Raw genomic sequence first — 16,564 nt, 5'->3', positions numbered from 1 at the left:
GTAGGAACCTTTTCTTAATGAATGATTTTACTTCCTTTTGCATTCTCAACAAATTTTTCACTTGATTTGTTAATTGGTGTTTTCAGTAATAACGCAGCAACAATCATAACTACTACGAAAACACTTAACACAAGTAAATCTCGTGTTACGATATCCCAAAGCATTCCGCCAACTGTTTCACGAATTGCACTAATTGCATACGTGAACGGTAAGAACGGATAAATTGCTTGGAAGAACGCTGGTGTCATTTGAATTGGGAATGTTCCGCCCGATCCTGCTACTTGCAGTACAAGTAAAATGATCGCCATCGATTTCCCAACGTTTCCGAAAATAGAAACGAGTGAGTATACGATACAAACGAAGACTCCACCAATAAATAAACTAAATAACACAAACCAGAACTTATCGACTACGTACGTACCGAGTAAGAATATATCTCCCATCGATACGATAAACGCTTGTGAAAGACCTATCGTTAAGAATGTTAATAAACGTCCGAAGTAAATTTCATGGCTCTTATAATTCGCGCCCTCTTCGTGTACTTCTACTGTTAATAATGAAACCATTAATAATGCGCCTACCCATAATGCAAGCACTGTATAGAATGGTGACATTGCTGAACCGTAGTTCGGCATCGCAAATAATTTATTCTCTTTTAAATTTACCGGATTCGCAAAGTAATCACTTTGCTTCTCAACATCATTTTTCAATAAGCGTATGATGTCTTTTAAATCCTCTTCAGATTCAAAATCACGAATTTTATCTGCTAATTCTTTAATCTTTTTCTCAGTAGCTGGCATTTCAGCTTTAATGTCTGCTAATTTCTTTTTACCATCTACTAAACCTTTTGATGAATCTTCTAGTAATTTTTTAACATCTGGAAGCTTTTTGTCTGCCTCTTTTAAAATTTGAGATGTGTTTTTAGACATCTCTTTTGTGCGAGCAATTGCTGCATTGAAATTTGGAGTGATTTCTGAGTCATATTTAGCTAAAATGTCACCAATTTGGCCCGAAACACTTTTAGACACTTGATTAATACTTTCAATAACATCTGCTGCTGGTTTTTGACCTTTATTAATAGCGTCAATTCCTTTATCAGTTAAATCCATTCCTTTTTGCAAACCATCTTTTGCTTTATTTAACTTAGAAATTGTACCATTAAGGTTTTTATCACTATTCACATCAGCTAACACTTTATTTGTACTTTCCAGAACTGGAATCATGTCATTAACTAAATTCCAACTTGCTTTGAACTGCCCATTTAATTCATTTAAGGCTACTTTTGTAGAATCTAAGCCGTTAACACCTTTATTACTTAAATCTTCTTTTGCCTTTTCAAGACTGGTTTTTAGTTTTGCATAATCCGCTACAGCCTGATCATAGTTCTCTCTACCATTGTTTAATATCTCATTAGCCTTATTTATATCTTGATTTAAATTGCCTCTAAGCTGCTGAGCATCTTCTTTTACATTGTCAGCCTTATTTTTCAATTGCTCAGCTGTGCTTACTGCTTTTTCAAAATCTGCTACAAACGTCGCATTATAATCTGCTTCTGCTTGATTTACCAAGTTATTTATTGCATCTAACTTTTTATTAGCAGCATCTCTGACATCTTGTTTCACTTCTTGCCCTGTACCAATAATATTAGCGATATCTTTAACGCCGCCATTTGCATTTTCTATAGCTGATTTAAGATTCGTTAATTTATCTATTCGTTTTTGGAAGAAGTCTTTTCCAGAATCAGTTGGTGCAAATTCCTTAAATTTAGTAAAGACATCAATTAAATATGAAACACTATCTGCACGACCTTGAAGATTTTCAGAAACCTTATTAAGGTCTTGCTTTGCTTTTTCTGGATCAAAATTACCATTTTGCAATCCGTTTATAACGCCTTGTGCATAAGTTGTTCCGACACGTATTGAACTAAAAACATTATTTACAGTTTGATTAATATTTTTAGCAATATTTTTATATCCCTCGCCATTCACTTGCGGTAACTCTGGAAGTGTTGGTATTTGCGGGATGGTTATATTCGGTAAGTCTGGGAACTTGGATGGATCTGGAAGTGCCAGATTGAAATCCAATGATGGATTCTTTAAGAAATCCGTAATTGCCGCGGCACCATCTAAACCTTTTTGCATTACCATTAAATTATTCTTAATAGTTCCTGGAGCACGTTGCAATGTTTCATCATTTCTCGCAAAGAATTTATCTAAATTCCCTAACGCTTCTTGCCCATCATTCATAACACTCTCTACAACCGGCAACTCTTTTTGCGCCACTTTCACAATATCTTCTGCTCGAGTCGCATCATCTAACGCCTTATCCATGAGTGTATTCATTTCTGGGAACTGCGCTTCTAACTTAAATACAAGATCTTTTACTTTTTCGATACTTGGTAAGTTTGTTTCTAAATCGATTCCAAGGTCATTGAAAATTTTAAAAATCTCACCGTTTGCTGTTTTTACAAAGTTTTTACTAATTTCTTCTGTAATACCTGATGCACCTTTTGCTGTAATCTTCGGTGCAATCGCGTTTACTTTTTCATTCACATAATAATCCAGTTCTGGTTTTTTCGGATTTTCATCCAGAACAGTTGCAATTTTTTCAGAGAAGTCTTTTGGAATCGTAATACTTGCATAATAATCCCCACGCTCAACTCCGTAAATTGCTTGTTTTTCATCTACAAATTTCCAGCCAAGATTTTTGTTTTTCTTAAGGGAGTCTACAATCTCTTTCCCGATATTAATGTCTTTCCCTCTTAAATTAGAACCTGCATCTTGGTTAGAAACTGCAATGGGAACCTCTTTTGTATTTCCATACGGATCCCAAGAAGCTTTAATGTTAAACCATGCATATAACGATGGTAAAATCATTAATCCTAAAACAATAACAATTGCAGCCCAATGTTTGGCTACATTCCGTAAATCTGTCTTATAAATACGCCAAATCTGTTTCATAGAAGTTATCACCTAATTATATATTTTTCCTTCTTTAGAAAATGATACATACATTTTGCAATTATATCACTTTCTACATCGTGTATTAACCAAAAACGTACTATTTTTTCCCATTAACTTTCACTTACTTCATTATATAACGAAGTGAGTGAAAGTATGAATACAAAATGACCAAATCGGTTTTACATTCAATAATAACAAATATATATGAAATGTCATAAAAAATACAAGTATTTTCTCTTGGAAATACTTGTATTCCTAAAAAAAATCCTCACAGCTTTTATTCTCTGTGAGGATTTCTTCTATTATATATCCAATTGAACCTCTACACCGAAATGATCTGAAATTACATTTCTTTTTGTACCATTAAAAATAACTTTTGAAGAATGAACCTTTTTACTTTGGTTACACAATATTAGATCGATTCGCAAACTATGTTTATTTTCATCCCAACCAGCAATCTCGCCTTGGACAGTCGTTCCTTCATCCTTCTCTATTGCTAATTCATATGTGTCATACAACCCTTTTTGCATCATATACTCATAACCTTCGCCTTTCAATCGAGCATTGTTATTAAAATCTCCCATTAAGAAGGCGAGCTTATTGCTATCTACACGCTCCATCAAACGATCGACTTGACCTTTGAATGACTCTTCTTCATCATTCCACCAACCGAGATGGCAAGAGTAAAACGTTACATCCTTACCATTATAAGCAAGTGTTGTACTTACAATTTTACGCGTTTTCCAATACGTTGTATCCTCGTTTTCTGAAATAAAGAACGTATCTTCTTTTATAATATTATGCTTCGTTATAATCGCTAATCCTTCTTCATACACGTCATAACCAATATGAGAGAAATCCCAAGTAATATTGTAATCTTTTACATGTAGCGCTTTTAACTCTTCTAATAGTAAAAGTCCAAAATTATCTTCTTTCTTGTTACCGCATACATTTTCAGCTTGTATGGACTGACTTACTTCTTGCAATGCGATGACATCGTACTCTTCTTCTTGAATTACTTTAGCAAGGTATTGTATCTTTTCTATTTGATTCTCTTCTTGCCAAGAATGACAGTTTAAAGTTAGCAATTTCATATTATTACGCACCTAACATATCTTGAATGTCTGACTTTAATACGTCAGCTTTCGGACCATATACCGCTTGTACACCTTTATCTTTTACAATAAGCCCTAAAGCACCATTTTGTTTCCACTGTGCTTCTGGTGCAACAACATCTAAGTCTTTTACTGTTACACGTAAGCGTGTCATACAAGCATCTACGTCAGCAATATTTTCTTTTCCACCTAATAAATCGATAACTTTTGTTGCTAATGAACCGTCTTGTACATTTCCTGTTCCTTCTGATGCCTCATCTTCATTATCAATATAGTTACCTGCACGCCCTGGTGTTGGTAAATTGAATTTTTTAATTAAGAAATTAAATAGTGTAAAGTTAAGACCGAAGAACACTAATGAAACAATAACAAAGTTGATTAAGTCTCTTGTTAAACCTGCATTAACCATCATTGGTGTACGAGTAATTAACTCAATAAATCCAAATGCATGAACACGTAAGTTAATTAAATCAGCTAGCGCGAATGCAAGTCCTGTTGTAATAGCATATACAACATATAATACTGGAGCAATAAACATGAACATGAATTCAATTGGTTCTGTTACACCTGTTAAGAATACTGCTAATGCTGCTGATAAAAACATTGGTTTATATTTTGCACGCTTTTCTTTATCAACGTTACGGAACATCGCAAATGCAATCCCCATTAACGCTGCTGTTGAGCCGATAACTTGTCCAGCTTTGAAACGAGCTGGTACAACGTTATTTAATAAATCGTTATATGCCTTCGTATCTCCATTTGCTAATAAATTATTTAAATCTGTAATCCATGCAAGCCATAATGGATCTTGTCCTGCTACAACTTGTCCAACTTTTGAACCAGTTAGCATCGTATATGTTCCGCCTAGCTCTGTATAGTTCATCGGAATCGTTAACATATGGTGTAAACCAAATGGTAATAATAAACGCTCTAACGTTCCATATACAAACGGTGCAACAACTGGTGCACTATCTTTTGAAGCTGCAATCCAGCGACCAAATTCATTTAACCCACTTTGGATGAATGGCCATAGAAGTGATAATACAATCGCAGTAACTGTAGACCAAAGAATTACAACGAATGGCACAAATCGTTTTCCATTAAAGAATGCTAATGCCTGTGGCAGTTTATTATAGTTATAATATTTGTTATATAGATTAGCTCCTAAGAAACCTGTGATAATCCCCACGAAAACTCCCATGTTTAATGCTGGTGCACCAAGTACAGAAGTAAAATAATCTTTTACAAGTAAATCTCCTGCTATTACTGAAGAAACTGTCGCTTTTGAATCCGCTAACATTTGAGCGTTTACGCCAAATATAGCTCCTGTAATTCGGTTTGTTAAGACGAATGCTAATAGTGCTGCAAATGCACCGCCTGCACGATCCTTCGCCCAAGATCCCCCAATTGCTACTGCGAATAAAATGTGTAGATTTGTAATGATTGCCCAACCGATGTCTTCCATTACGCGAGCAATTGTATGAACTGCGTTAACATCCCCAGCAGACATCCCAATTAACTTACCGATGGAAATCATTAAACCGGCTGCTGGCATTACAGCTACAACAACTAATAACGCTTTCCCGAACTTTTGCCAAAAATCAAAAGACGTAATTTTCATCTGTTCTTCCTCCCCTTTATTTATAACAACATAATGATTTAAATTATAATTTCTGTTCCCTTTATGAAAACGATTCCTTATATTACTTTATTTTTATCTTTACGCAACCGTTTTCATAAATCTATTTTAATAAAAGCGTTTTCACTTTGCAATAGAAATTTATTTTTTTTCATAAAAAAAGATGCTCAAAGAGCATCCTTTTTTATTATGAAATGCGATAAACCCTTGTTTCATAAGGTTTTAAAGCAATTGTTGTTACTTCTTCATGTTCCGCAACTTCATAGTTATTTAAAAGCAAACGTTTGCGTTCTAGTGCAAATGAACCCTCATTATACACAGCTTCCTCTTTTGAGATATTACTAATTACAATGACTTTTTCATCCTGTAACGTACGTGTATATGCATAAATTTGTGGATCGTCTTCTAAAAGTAAATCGTACGTACCATAGTTCAGTACATCGTGCTCTTTTTTCAGGGCAATCATTTTCTTATAGAAATTGAAAATAGACTTTTCTTCATTTTTTTGCTTTTCAACATTAATTTCTTTGTAATTTGGATTCATGCTAAACCAAGGTGTACTTGTTGTGAAACCAGCATTCATCTCATCATTCCACTGCATAGGTGTACGTGAATTATCGCGGCAAGAAGCCCATATAATCTCCATCATATCTTGATGTGGTACGCCCTCTGCAATTTTCTCGCGATATAAATTTTTAATTGCTACATCATCGTAATCTTCAATATTTGGTAACTGAACATTTGTCATACCAATTTCTTGGCCTTGATAAATAAACGGTGTACCGTGCATAAAGAAATACATCGCCCCTAGAGCTGTTGCACTTTCACGCCAATATTGTTTGTCATCTCCCCATGTTGAAACGATACGTGGTTTATCGTGATTCTCAATATATAAAGCGTTCCATCCTTTATTTTCTAATCCTTTTTGCCATTTCGTTAATACTTTTTTCAATCCTACAACATCAAGGTCTTTCTTCTTCTCTGCATCCCATAAACTTAAATGTTCAAACTGGAATACCATATTGAACTTACCTTGCTCTTCTCCAACCCAAAGCTCAGCATCTTCAATCTTAACGCCATTTGCTTCACCAACAGTCATAATATCGTACTTAGAGAATGTATTTTCTTTTAGCTCTTCTAATAAAGGTTGAATACCTTTCACATTCATATGTTTATCAAAAGATGGCACATATTTTAACTCTTTTGGATTTGGCATATCCTTAAAGCCTTCTTCTTTTTTAATATGACTGATTGCATCAACGCGGAAACCATCAATACCTTTATCAAGCCACCAATTAACCGTATCATATAGTACTTCGCGAACTTCTTTATTCTCCCAGTTCAAATCTGGTTGTTTACGTGAGAATAGATGTAAATAATATTGTTCTGTTTCTTCATCATATTCCCATGCCGAACCATTAAAAATACTTTCCCAGTTGTTTGGCTCCGCACCATCTTTACCATCATGCCAAATATACCAATCACGCTTCGGATTATCTTTAGATGAACGTGATTCAATAAACCATGGATGTTCATCACTCGTATGATTAATAACTAAATCAATAATAAGCTTCATATCACGCTTATGAACTTCATCTAGTAAAGCATCAAAGTCTGCCATTGTACCAAACTCATCCATAATATCTTGATAATCACTAATATCATAACCATTATCATCATTAGGCGACTTATACATTGGACAAATCCAAATTACATCTATACCTAAGTCTTTTAAATAATCCAGTTTTGCAATAATACCTTGTAAATCTCCAATACCATCACCATTTGAATCCATAAAGCTTCGTGGATAAATTTGATAAGCAACTGCTTCTTTCCACCATGTCTTATTCATAGTCCTTCTCTCCTTTTGCATCCCATCAGAATTTTTATGCAAACGTTTTCGTAACACTATCATAACAAAATATGAACAGTTTGCAACTGTTTTCATTGAACTCTATGTAGATTCTTTATTCTTATGCTTTATTTATTTCTCACAAAGGTAAATCTCATTCTCCACCTCTCCTTGTCCACGCGTATTACAGACATTTTTCATATATTAATAAAAAGCTCTGATTATTTTGGAAAGGAGTAAGAAATTGAAGCAAACAAAATTAACAGGTCGTATCGTTGTTCCCACAGATCCTGACTACAATGTAGCCCGAATGAATTTAAATTTAAGTATTCCAAAACTCCCTTGTATTATTGTTTTTTGTCAAAATAACAAGGATATCTGTAACGCCTTAAAATGGGCACGTGAACGTCATATACCATTTCGGTTAAGAAGTGGACGTCATAGCTATGAAAATTTTTCTCTTTTAAATAGAGGACTTATTATTGATGTGAGTGAAATGCATCGCATTACTGTTAATACAGAGAAATTAACAGCAACAATTGAGGCTGGTGCAAATCTTGGCACTGTTTATAAAGAACTTTGGAATTACGGTGTTACAATTCCTGCTGGTACAAGTGCAAGCGTTGGAATTGTTGGATTAGCACTTGGCGGTGGTATTGGTATGCTTTCACGCTTATTTGGATTAACATGTGATCAATTAATGGAAGTGGAAATGGTACAAGCGTGTGGAAAATTTGGTGCAAAACCCATTCGTGCAAATGAACAAGAAAACTCTAACCTTTTTTGGGCATGCCGTGGTGGCGGTGGTGGAAACTTCGGAATTATCACTTCCTTAACTTTTCGAGTCCACCCCGTAAAAAATGTATCAATTTTCTCAATTACATGGGAATGGGAAGACTTTATTGCTGCATTTCAAGCGTGGCAAAACTGGGCACCTTATATAGATGAACGTCTCACTTCATCGATCGAATTATTCGCCAAGCAACGAAATAAAATCGAAGCACAAGGCGAGTTTGTCGGTTCTCCCTCTGAACTCCATTCCCTATTATCCCCTCTTCTTGAAACTGGCAGCCCCTCTCTCTTTATAGAAGAAGTTCCTTATATAAAGGCTGTCGAATTTTTTAATGGCGGTAACATCCCTGAAAATTTCAAGCGCTCTGGTTCCTATGTCTATAAACCTATTCCCCTTAAAGGCATTCAACTCATGCAATACTTTCTTTCTCATGCCCCAAATAAAGATGCTAGTATTTGGCATCAATCGCTCATAGGTGCTGTTGAAAATATTTCGCCGAATGAAACGGCTTATTTTCATCGTAAAGCAATTATTGCCCAAGAATACATTACCTCTTGGAAATGCGATGATGAAGAAAATCGAAATATACGCTGGGTTAAAGATTTACGAGAAAGCTTAGATCCTTATACACTAGGTGACTATGTGAACTGGCCCGATATCGACATTAAAAATTGGCAAACTAGTTATTATGGCTCTAACTTTCACAGATTGCGTAAAGTAAAAACTATGTATGATCCTTGTGATGTTTTTCATTTCCAACAAAGTATTCCTCCTTTTCATACGTGAAAAAGAGGATAACATAAAAAAATCATCCAATATACCGTTACCTCACAGTATGTTGGATGATTCAAGTTGATTTTCTATATCGTTTCAAATTCTTGCTCCTACTCATAAACTTTTACTTACAGATTAATTGTATTTCGTATCATTTTCATGCAATGAATGTAATTTAATATTTGGTACTTTATCTTTTTCCATACCTCTATTATAAGAAACAGGAACTTGAAATTCGAATTGCTTTGTCTCATGTTTTTGTAAATAGACTGGTTTCGGTACTGGATAGCTTTTTGAATTCTCGTTTGCATTATCATATAAAACAACTTTTAATGCTTGTGAATGATTACGATAATTTTTTAAAGTAACAATGCACTTCGGTTGGATATTATCTCCATTTTTCTCCATTCTACACTGGCTATCTTCTTTTTTATATTCTATTGCTTCTACCCCTGTTTTTCCTGCATAGTACCATGTTTTATTCAATGTCTGGAGGATTGTATTTAAAATAAACGGCATCATTACAATAAAAATACTAATGCCTACTACTTTTATCTTATTCATTTTTCTAAATGTACTAGACTCCTTTTTTCCTAGCCATTTTAAAAATAATATAAATGCAATTACATGTAGTATGAAAGAAACAATCAATATATTTGAGACTTTATAATCCATATAAACATACGTATGTATCGGAACCTTATAGACATTGAATAGTTTTTCCCCAATTAATTCATTATCATTTGGAATTTTTAATAATAACAAAACCCCTATACTGTAACAAATAGCTACTAATCGATCATACTCAATACGAATCATTCTTTCTCCCCTTCACTTTGTTTTTTATTATCGATTTTAGCTATTATTACCATACTATACAATCTTTTTATAGAGGATAACGTAAAAAAGTTCCTTATAAATATATAAAGAACCTTATTAATATACATTATGAATTAAAAAATCAATATACAATTTTCACATTGAGATTTCTTCAAAATATGTTGGATTGTGTATTGTAATTTTTTTATCTAAAATTGTAACAATGCTATCATTTTTTAATTGTTTTAATACGCTGCTAACTGTCTCTCGAGATGTTCCAGATATTTTGGATATTTCAATTGTTGTAAGTGGACATGAAATTACAATCTTTTCCCCACTCTGTTCTCCTAAATCCTGCATTAAATAATTTAACGTTTGGATAACACGATCTTGTGCATTAGGAATTGTAATATTTTGCACTCGATTTTCATTCAATTTTAATATAGATGATAATTGCTGAACAACGTACATCAATTGCGTTCTGCTGGATTTTACCATATCTTCAAAGATTACCGTTGGAATATAATATACCTCCACATCCGTCATTGCTTCTGCTGTATAGTTATATCCTCTGTCTGTAAACATACCACCATAAGGAAAAATAGAATACCGCTTTACATAGTCATCGTATAATAAGTTCCCATTTTGATTAACCCGCTCTAACTTTACAAAACCATCTAACATGAAGTAAATTCTTTCCCTTGAATCCCCTTCTAAAAATAAAAATTGACCTTTTTTATAAGTTCGCCAATAAACAAACTCTGTTAAGCCTTTCAATTTTTTTTCTGTTAAATGAGCAAATAATTCGAACTGCTTTAAGTCTTTCACTACGTTCCGTCTATTCATAAAATTCCCTCTCTCTTGCTGTATGTTGGAGCGAAAAATCAAGAAAGCGTATTCAATTTGAATTTTATCATAATTAACTTATATATTCAGATTTCATCATGAAAACTTTATGAACAATGAGTACAAAAAATATTAATAAATAAAAAGAATGAAGTTATTAACCTCATTCTTTTTTTTACTACTAAGTAGCGTACATAATAATTTAAACATACATGCATACATTCTGTTTTGAAATAATAGTACCAGCTTTTTCTTCTAGTGCTTCATATACTTTTTCTAAAGACGTAATAATTGTTTTTCTTTTTGGATTTGTATTAACAAAATTAATAGCAGCTTCAATTTTTGGAAGCATGCTTCCCGCAGTAAATTGTTGTTCTTCAATATATTCTTCTAATTGATTCACTGTGACATGCTCTAATTTTTTTTGATTCGATTGATTATAATTTACATACACATGATCAACTGCAGTTAAAATAACGAGCGTATCGGCATCTACTAATTCTGCTAATTTCTGCGCAGCGAAATCTTTATCGATAACCGCTTCAGTTCCTTTTAACCCTTCTTCGGAATCAATTACTGGAATTCCACCCCCGCCAACAGCTATCACTATGTTTCCATCTTCCACCAAAGAATTAATCACTTTATGTTCATGAATACTTACAGGCTTCGGTGATGGAACAACACGTCTCCATCCTCTACCAGCATCTTCTTTAAACACTGCTTTTGTTTCATCCATTAATCTTCTGGCCTCTTCTTCTGTATAAAAAGGACCAATTGGTTTAGTTGGATTTTTAAATGCCTCATCTTTTTTGTCCACAACAACGCGCGTTATAACCGTTGCTACATCTTTTTGTATATTCCGTTTTTTTAATGCCTTTTCAATCGCATTTTCCATCCAATATCCAATCATCCCTTGGCTCATTGCCCCACAAGTATCTAATGGCATTGCAGGTGTCTTTTCCGTTTCTGCAGCTTTTTGCTGTAATAAAATATTCCCCACTTGTGGGCCATTTCCATGCGCAATTACTATATCCACATCATTTTCCATTATTTTCACAAGTTGTTCCGCCGTTTTTTCCAACGCTTCTTGCTGCGCTCCCGCAGTAGCTTCTCCAGACTGTATCGCATTTCCCCCTAGTGCAACTACAATTTTTCTTCGTGCCATATTTCAGCCCTCCAGTTCATTTCGCTTTCACAGCGCTTTATAAAGTAATACTGCCTGTAATTAATCCATAAATCGCAAAGAATGCTAAAGCACCAATTGCTACGGATGATGCTAATTCCACTCGAGTAAATATTTGCTTCGAACTCTTTTGCTTTTGAACATTGTAAAAAATAAAAATACCTGGCGCATATAAAGTCATTGTTAATAATAAATACTCTAAACCAGCTGCATAAACTAACCACACACCATAAATACTTGCTATCAAACCAATTATTATATTTTTATTTCGATCTACTTCTTCAGATTTTAAGCTATGCTTCAGTTGATAAAATGCTGAAAAAGCATATGGAATTAAAATGGCTGAAGATGCTAAAGAGAATGCAAAGTTATACGCCTGATCAGAAACGACGAATGTTAACAAGAATATTTGAATTAAACCATTTGTTATCCATAATGAATTTACTGGAGCCTTATTTTTATTTTCTTTTGCGAACCATTTTGGAAATACTCCATCTTTAGCCGCTAAATATGGAATTTCAGAAGCGAGCAAAGTCCAACCTAACCAAGCACCTAATACAGAGATGACCAAACCTAAATTTATAAAGATAGCACCCCATTTTCCAACAACACTTTCAAATAAATAAGCCATAGCTGGATTTTTCAAACCAGCAATATCTGCTTGCTGCATAAGTCCAATAGACAATAATGTGATTAAAATGTAAATGATGAGTGTACCAATTAAGCCAATAACCGTTGCTTTCCCTACATCACTTCTATTTTTTGCTCGACTGGATAAAACAACCGCCCCTTCTACCCCAATAAATACCCATAGAGTTACAAGCATTGTACTTTTAACTTGGCTGCCAACTGCTCCCCATGAAAAAGAACCAGTTTGCCCCCAAAATCCATCTAAGAATGTATCAATATGAAACGCGAAGATTCCTATGACAATAAATACAAATACAGGTACTAATTTTGCGATTGTAGTTACTAAATTCACAAGTGCTGCTGATTGAACTCCACGTAAAATTAACATGTGAACACACCACAATAATACGCTTGCACCAATAATGGATTCTACATTTTGACCGCCTTCAAAGATCGGGAAGAAATATCCTAATGAAGAAAATAATAATGTACCGTAAGCTACATTCCCAAGCCAAGCAGATAGCCAGTATCCCCACGCACTATTAAATCCCATAAAATTACCAAATCCTGCTTTTGCATAGCTAAAAATACCACCATCTAAATCTGGCCGTTTTACAGTTAGATTTTGAAAAGATAATCCAAGTGCAATCATCCCAATTCCTGTTATAACCCAGCCAATAATAATGGCTCCAGCACCAGCACCTTTTGCCATATCACTCGCTAAATTAAAGGCTCCACCGCCAATCATAGACCCAACTACAAGAGCCGTTAGTGTAAACAACCCTAATTTCTTATCTTCACCCATTCCACTCACCTCTCTTTAATTGCAATAACAATACAAAAGCAATAGTGAATGATAGTGTCTAAAGGAGGAGAAAGAAGAAAGGAAGACTCCCTTTCTTCTTTACTCCATGTTTCCTAAAGTAGCTGCCATAACCGCTTTAATTGTATGCATTCTATTTTCAGCTTGATCAAATACTTTTGAATGTTTACTGCGGAATACTTCGTCAGTTACCTCCATTTCTTTCAACCCATATTTCTCGTAAACTTCTTCGCCATACATCGTTTCAACATCATGAAATGCAGGTAAACAATGTAAGAAAATCACGTTTTCATTCCCTGTTTCTTTAATCATTTTCATATTTACTTGATAAGGTCTCAATAACTCGACACGTTCAGCAAATTTTTCTTCTTCCCCCATAGACACCCATACATCTGTATAAATTACATCTGCATTCGCAACAGCTTCTTCCACATTACTTGTTATCATTACCTGTTCATTATATTTTTTTGCTAAATCAATTACTTCTTGTGCAGGCCATAAAGATTCTGGTGTGCAAATACGTACATCCATTCCAACGATTGCTCCACCAACTAGTAAGCTATTAGCAACATTATTTCGTCCATCTCCAACGTAAACGAGCTTCACATTTTTCAACTTCCCTACATGTTCTCTAATTGTTAATAAATCTGCTAGTGTTTGTGTTGGATGCCACATGTCTGTTAATCCATTCCAAACTGGCACACCAGAATTTTGTGCTAAAGATTCTACAGTCTCATGATTAAATCCACGAAACTCAATTCCGTCAAACATACGCCCTAACACTTTTGCTGTATCCTCTACGGATTCTTTTTTCCCAAGCTGAATATCACCTTTCCCTAAATATTCAGGATTCGCCCCTAAATCTGTACTTGCTACTGTAAATGCACAGCGCGTACGAGTGGAGGTTTTTTCAAATAAGAGCGCTACATTCTTATCTTCTAAATAATGATGCGGGATACCATTTTTCTTTTTCTCTTTTAATTCTGCTGCCAAATCTAGAAAATATAACAATTCTTCTTGTGTAAAATCTTTTTCTGCTAGAAAGCTTCTTCCTTTTAAATTTGGTCTAGTCATTAACATACTTCATCCCTACTTTCTCCGTTATTTATACTAAATATCTTTACGAACAATTGGCATACTCATGCAACGTGGACCCCCACGACCACGAGATAATTCCGAACTTAGCACTTCAATTACTTCTATACCGTGCTCCCGTAATAACGTATTGGATACATAGTTGCGATCATATGTAACAACTACACCTGGTGCGATTGCTAATGTGTTCGAGCCATCATTCCATTGTTCACGAGCAGAAGCAATTACATCTCCTCCTCCACATGGAATAAGAACTAATTCACTTAAGCCTAATACCTCTTTTAATGCTTCCATTAAAGAAGTACGATGTGTAATTTTAAGAGTTTCCTCATCTGATCCTTTTTCTAAAATATAAATATTCATATTCCCTTTTGGCCCTTGAATGGCTGGATGAATTGTAAACTTGTCATAATCAACCATTGTAAATACTGTATCTAAATGCATAAATGCTCGGCATTTTGGAATTTCTATTGCTAACACTTTCTTAATTTTATTTTGTCGGCTAAAGAGATTTTTAGCTAAACGTTCAATTGCTTTAGCTGAAGTACGAGCAGACACTCCAATCGCAATTGTTTCTTCATTTAAAATTAGCTCGTCGCCACCTTCAATTGGAAATTTATAATCACGATCTAACCAGATTGGTACATTATGTTTTGCAAATCTTGGGTGATATTTAATGATGTACTCCATGAATAATGATTCACGTCTACGCGCTGGTTCTCTCATCTTATTTATCGTTAAGCCATCGCCCACGCTAGCTGCTGGATCACGAGTAAAATATAAATTAGGCATTGGATCTAAGTAAAACGGATAATGATCTTCCATTAATTCATATAAATGTGTCTTCTTACTTGTTTCAATTTCGTTTTTCCGTACACCGCCCATAATTTTTTGAATTAATTCTTCATTTGAAAAGGAAAGTAAATATTCTTTTAAAGTTTGATGTGCAACATTTACGTCAGCCTGTCCTTCTTTTAAAATACGATCAACAAATTCTTCTCGAAGTTTTTTATCTACTAACGCCTCAGCGGCTAGTTTTTCTAAATAAAGAACTTCAACACCCCGATTGCGTAACGTTTGTGCAAAATAATCATGCTCTTTTTGAATAATTGGTAAGTATGGAATATCATCAAATAATAATTGCTGCAAATAATCTGGCGTCAAGTTTTCCACTTCTTTACCCGGTCGTTTTAATAAAACCGTTTGTAATTCCCCAATTTCTGAAGTAACATGTATCGGATGTTTCATTTGTTGTACCTCCTTTTAAATATGTTTGATGTCTTACAAGTACATAATAAATGCTCTGCACTTTCATCTTTGTGAAAGCATCCACATTATCATTGTGAAATATTAAACAAGTTATTTTTTTAAAATCATACGAATTTGTATTTTTATAACAAACTCTCTCGCTTTTTCAATAAAAAACACATATATTACGCATATATGTTGAATATTCAACTTCCGTATTTAAACAAAAATCCTGTTTTTAATTTTATTAAAAACAGGATTTTTACATCTAAATAATTAAATTTAATCTTTCTTCTATAATCTCCCTATCTGATTTCGACTGTGAAATTATAAGGCATGTATCATTTCCACATATACATCCTATTTTTTCTTTCCAATCTAACTCATCAAATAAAACACCAATAACATGTGCATTACCAGGTAATGTTTTAATAACCATTAATTGATCTACACAATCAATTTTCACAACAACTTCTCGTAATTTTTTCTTTAACTTTATATCAGTTTGTAAATGCTCTTCTGAGAAAACTTTATATATCATTAATCCTTCTTGAGAAGGTACCTTCGTTAAGTTTAACTCACGAATATCGCGAGAAACCGTAGCTTGTGTTACTAATACATCTTTTTTTGCTAACAATTCTACTAATCTTTCTTGCTTATCTATTTCATACTCCTTTACAAATTGTTTAATTAACCGTTGTCTTTTTTCTTTTTTCATAAAAGACACCCCTTTTAATATTATAGCTCGCTATAATTTTCATCCGAAAGGGAGAGAAAAGAATGT

General features: G+C 34.1%; 12 protein-coding genes. 1 reads left to right on the top strand and 11 read right to left on the bottom strand.

The window, feature by feature from the left end; genetic code table 11:
• Window positions 1–14: 14 nt before the first annotated feature.
• The 4 genes from DOS87_RS02250 to DOS87_RS02235 all read right to left on the bottom strand — a co-directional run bounded on the left by DOS87_RS02250 (window position 15) and on the right by DOS87_RS02235 (window position 7,569).
• Complete coding sequence (locus tag DOS87_RS02250) at window positions 15–2,960, bottom strand: YhgE/Pip domain-containing protein (RefSeq protein WP_000810077.1); 2,946 nt, start codon at window positions 2,958–2,960, stop codon at window positions 15–17.
• A 305-nt stretch (window positions 2,961–3,265) separates the two neighbouring features.
• Window positions 3,266–4,057, bottom strand: coding sequence for an endonuclease/exonuclease/phosphatase family protein (locus tag DOS87_RS02245; protein ID WP_098578072.1), 792 nt, complete (start codon window positions 4,055–4,057; stop codon window positions 3,266–3,268).
• A 4-nt stretch (window positions 4,058–4,061) separates the two neighbouring features.
• Entirely contained in the window at window positions 4,062–5,699 is a 1,638-nt protein-coding gene (locus DOS87_RS02240) for a PTS transporter subunit IIBC (protein ID WP_000705569.1), read from the bottom strand.
• 205 nt (window positions 5,700–5,904) lie between these two features.
• Complete coding sequence (locus tag DOS87_RS02235; protein WP_001044700.1) at window positions 5,905–7,569, bottom strand: glycoside hydrolase family 13 protein; 1,665 nt, start codon at window positions 7,567–7,569, stop codon at window positions 5,905–5,907.
• Window positions 7,570–7,813: 244 nt separating this feature from the next.
• Here DOS87_RS02235 and DOS87_RS02230 point away from each other — a divergent pair, with 244 nt between their 5' ends.
• Window positions 7,814–9,148, top strand: a complete 1,335-nt coding sequence (locus tag DOS87_RS02230) for an FAD-binding oxidoreductase (protein WP_000814907.1) — start codon at window positions 7,814–7,816, stop codon at window positions 9,146–9,148.
• A 123-nt stretch (window positions 9,149–9,271) separates the two neighbouring features.
• Here the strand turns inward: DOS87_RS02230 and DOS87_RS02225 are convergent, their stop codons facing one another.
• The 7 genes from DOS87_RS02225 to argR all read right to left on the bottom strand — a co-directional run bounded on the left by DOS87_RS02225 (window position 9,272) and on the right by argR (window position 16,498).
• Window positions 9,272–9,955 (bottom strand): hypothetical protein, encoded by a 684-nt coding sequence (locus tag DOS87_RS02225; protein ID WP_000619191.1) that lies wholly within the window; start codon window positions 9,953–9,955, stop codon window positions 9,272–9,274.
• A 156-nt stretch (window positions 9,956–10,111) separates the two neighbouring features.
• Entirely contained in the window at window positions 10,112–10,801 is a 690-nt protein-coding gene (locus DOS87_RS02220) for a Crp/Fnr family transcriptional regulator (protein WP_001081906.1), read from the bottom strand.
• Between the two features lie 202 nt (window positions 10,802–11,003).
• Window positions 11,004–11,966: a carbamate kinase gene (arcC, locus tag DOS87_RS02215; RefSeq protein WP_098578563.1), complete on the bottom strand. Its 963-nt coding sequence runs from the start codon at window positions 11,964–11,966 to the stop codon at window positions 11,004–11,006.
• 37 nt (window positions 11,967–12,003) lie between these two features.
• The gene (gene arcD, locus DOS87_RS02210) at window positions 12,004–13,419 is read right to left on the bottom strand and encodes an arginine-ornithine antiporter (protein WP_098578562.1); all 1,416 of its coding nucleotides are present in this window, start codon (window positions 13,417–13,419) and stop codon (window positions 12,004–12,006) included.
• A 99-nt stretch (window positions 13,420–13,518) separates the two neighbouring features.
• The gene (argF, locus tag DOS87_RS02205; RefSeq protein ID WP_000930286.1) at window positions 13,519–14,517 is read right to left on the bottom strand and encodes an ornithine carbamoyltransferase; all 999 of its coding nucleotides are present in this window, start codon (window positions 14,515–14,517) and stop codon (window positions 13,519–13,521) included.
• A 30-nt stretch (window positions 14,518–14,547) separates the two neighbouring features.
• Window positions 14,548–15,780: an arginine deiminase gene (gene arcA / locus DOS87_RS02200; protein ID WP_000682331.1), complete on the bottom strand. Its 1,233-nt coding sequence runs from the start codon at window positions 15,778–15,780 to the stop codon at window positions 14,548–14,550.
• 268 nt (window positions 15,781–16,048) lie between these two features.
• Window positions 16,049–16,498, bottom strand: coding sequence for an arginine repressor (gene argR / locus DOS87_RS02195; RefSeq protein WP_000711826.1), 450 nt, complete (start codon window positions 16,496–16,498; stop codon window positions 16,049–16,051).
• Window positions 16,499–16,564 lie beyond the last annotated feature (66 nt).

This window comes from Bacillus sp. CR71, assembly GCF_003429245.1.
GTDB classification, from domain to species: domain Bacteria; phylum Bacillota; class Bacilli; order Bacillales; family Bacillaceae_G; genus Bacillus_A; species Bacillus_A thuringiensis_S.
The sequence above is the reverse complement of the archived record's forward strand: the minus strand, read 5'-3'. Positions and strand labels throughout refer to the sequence as shown.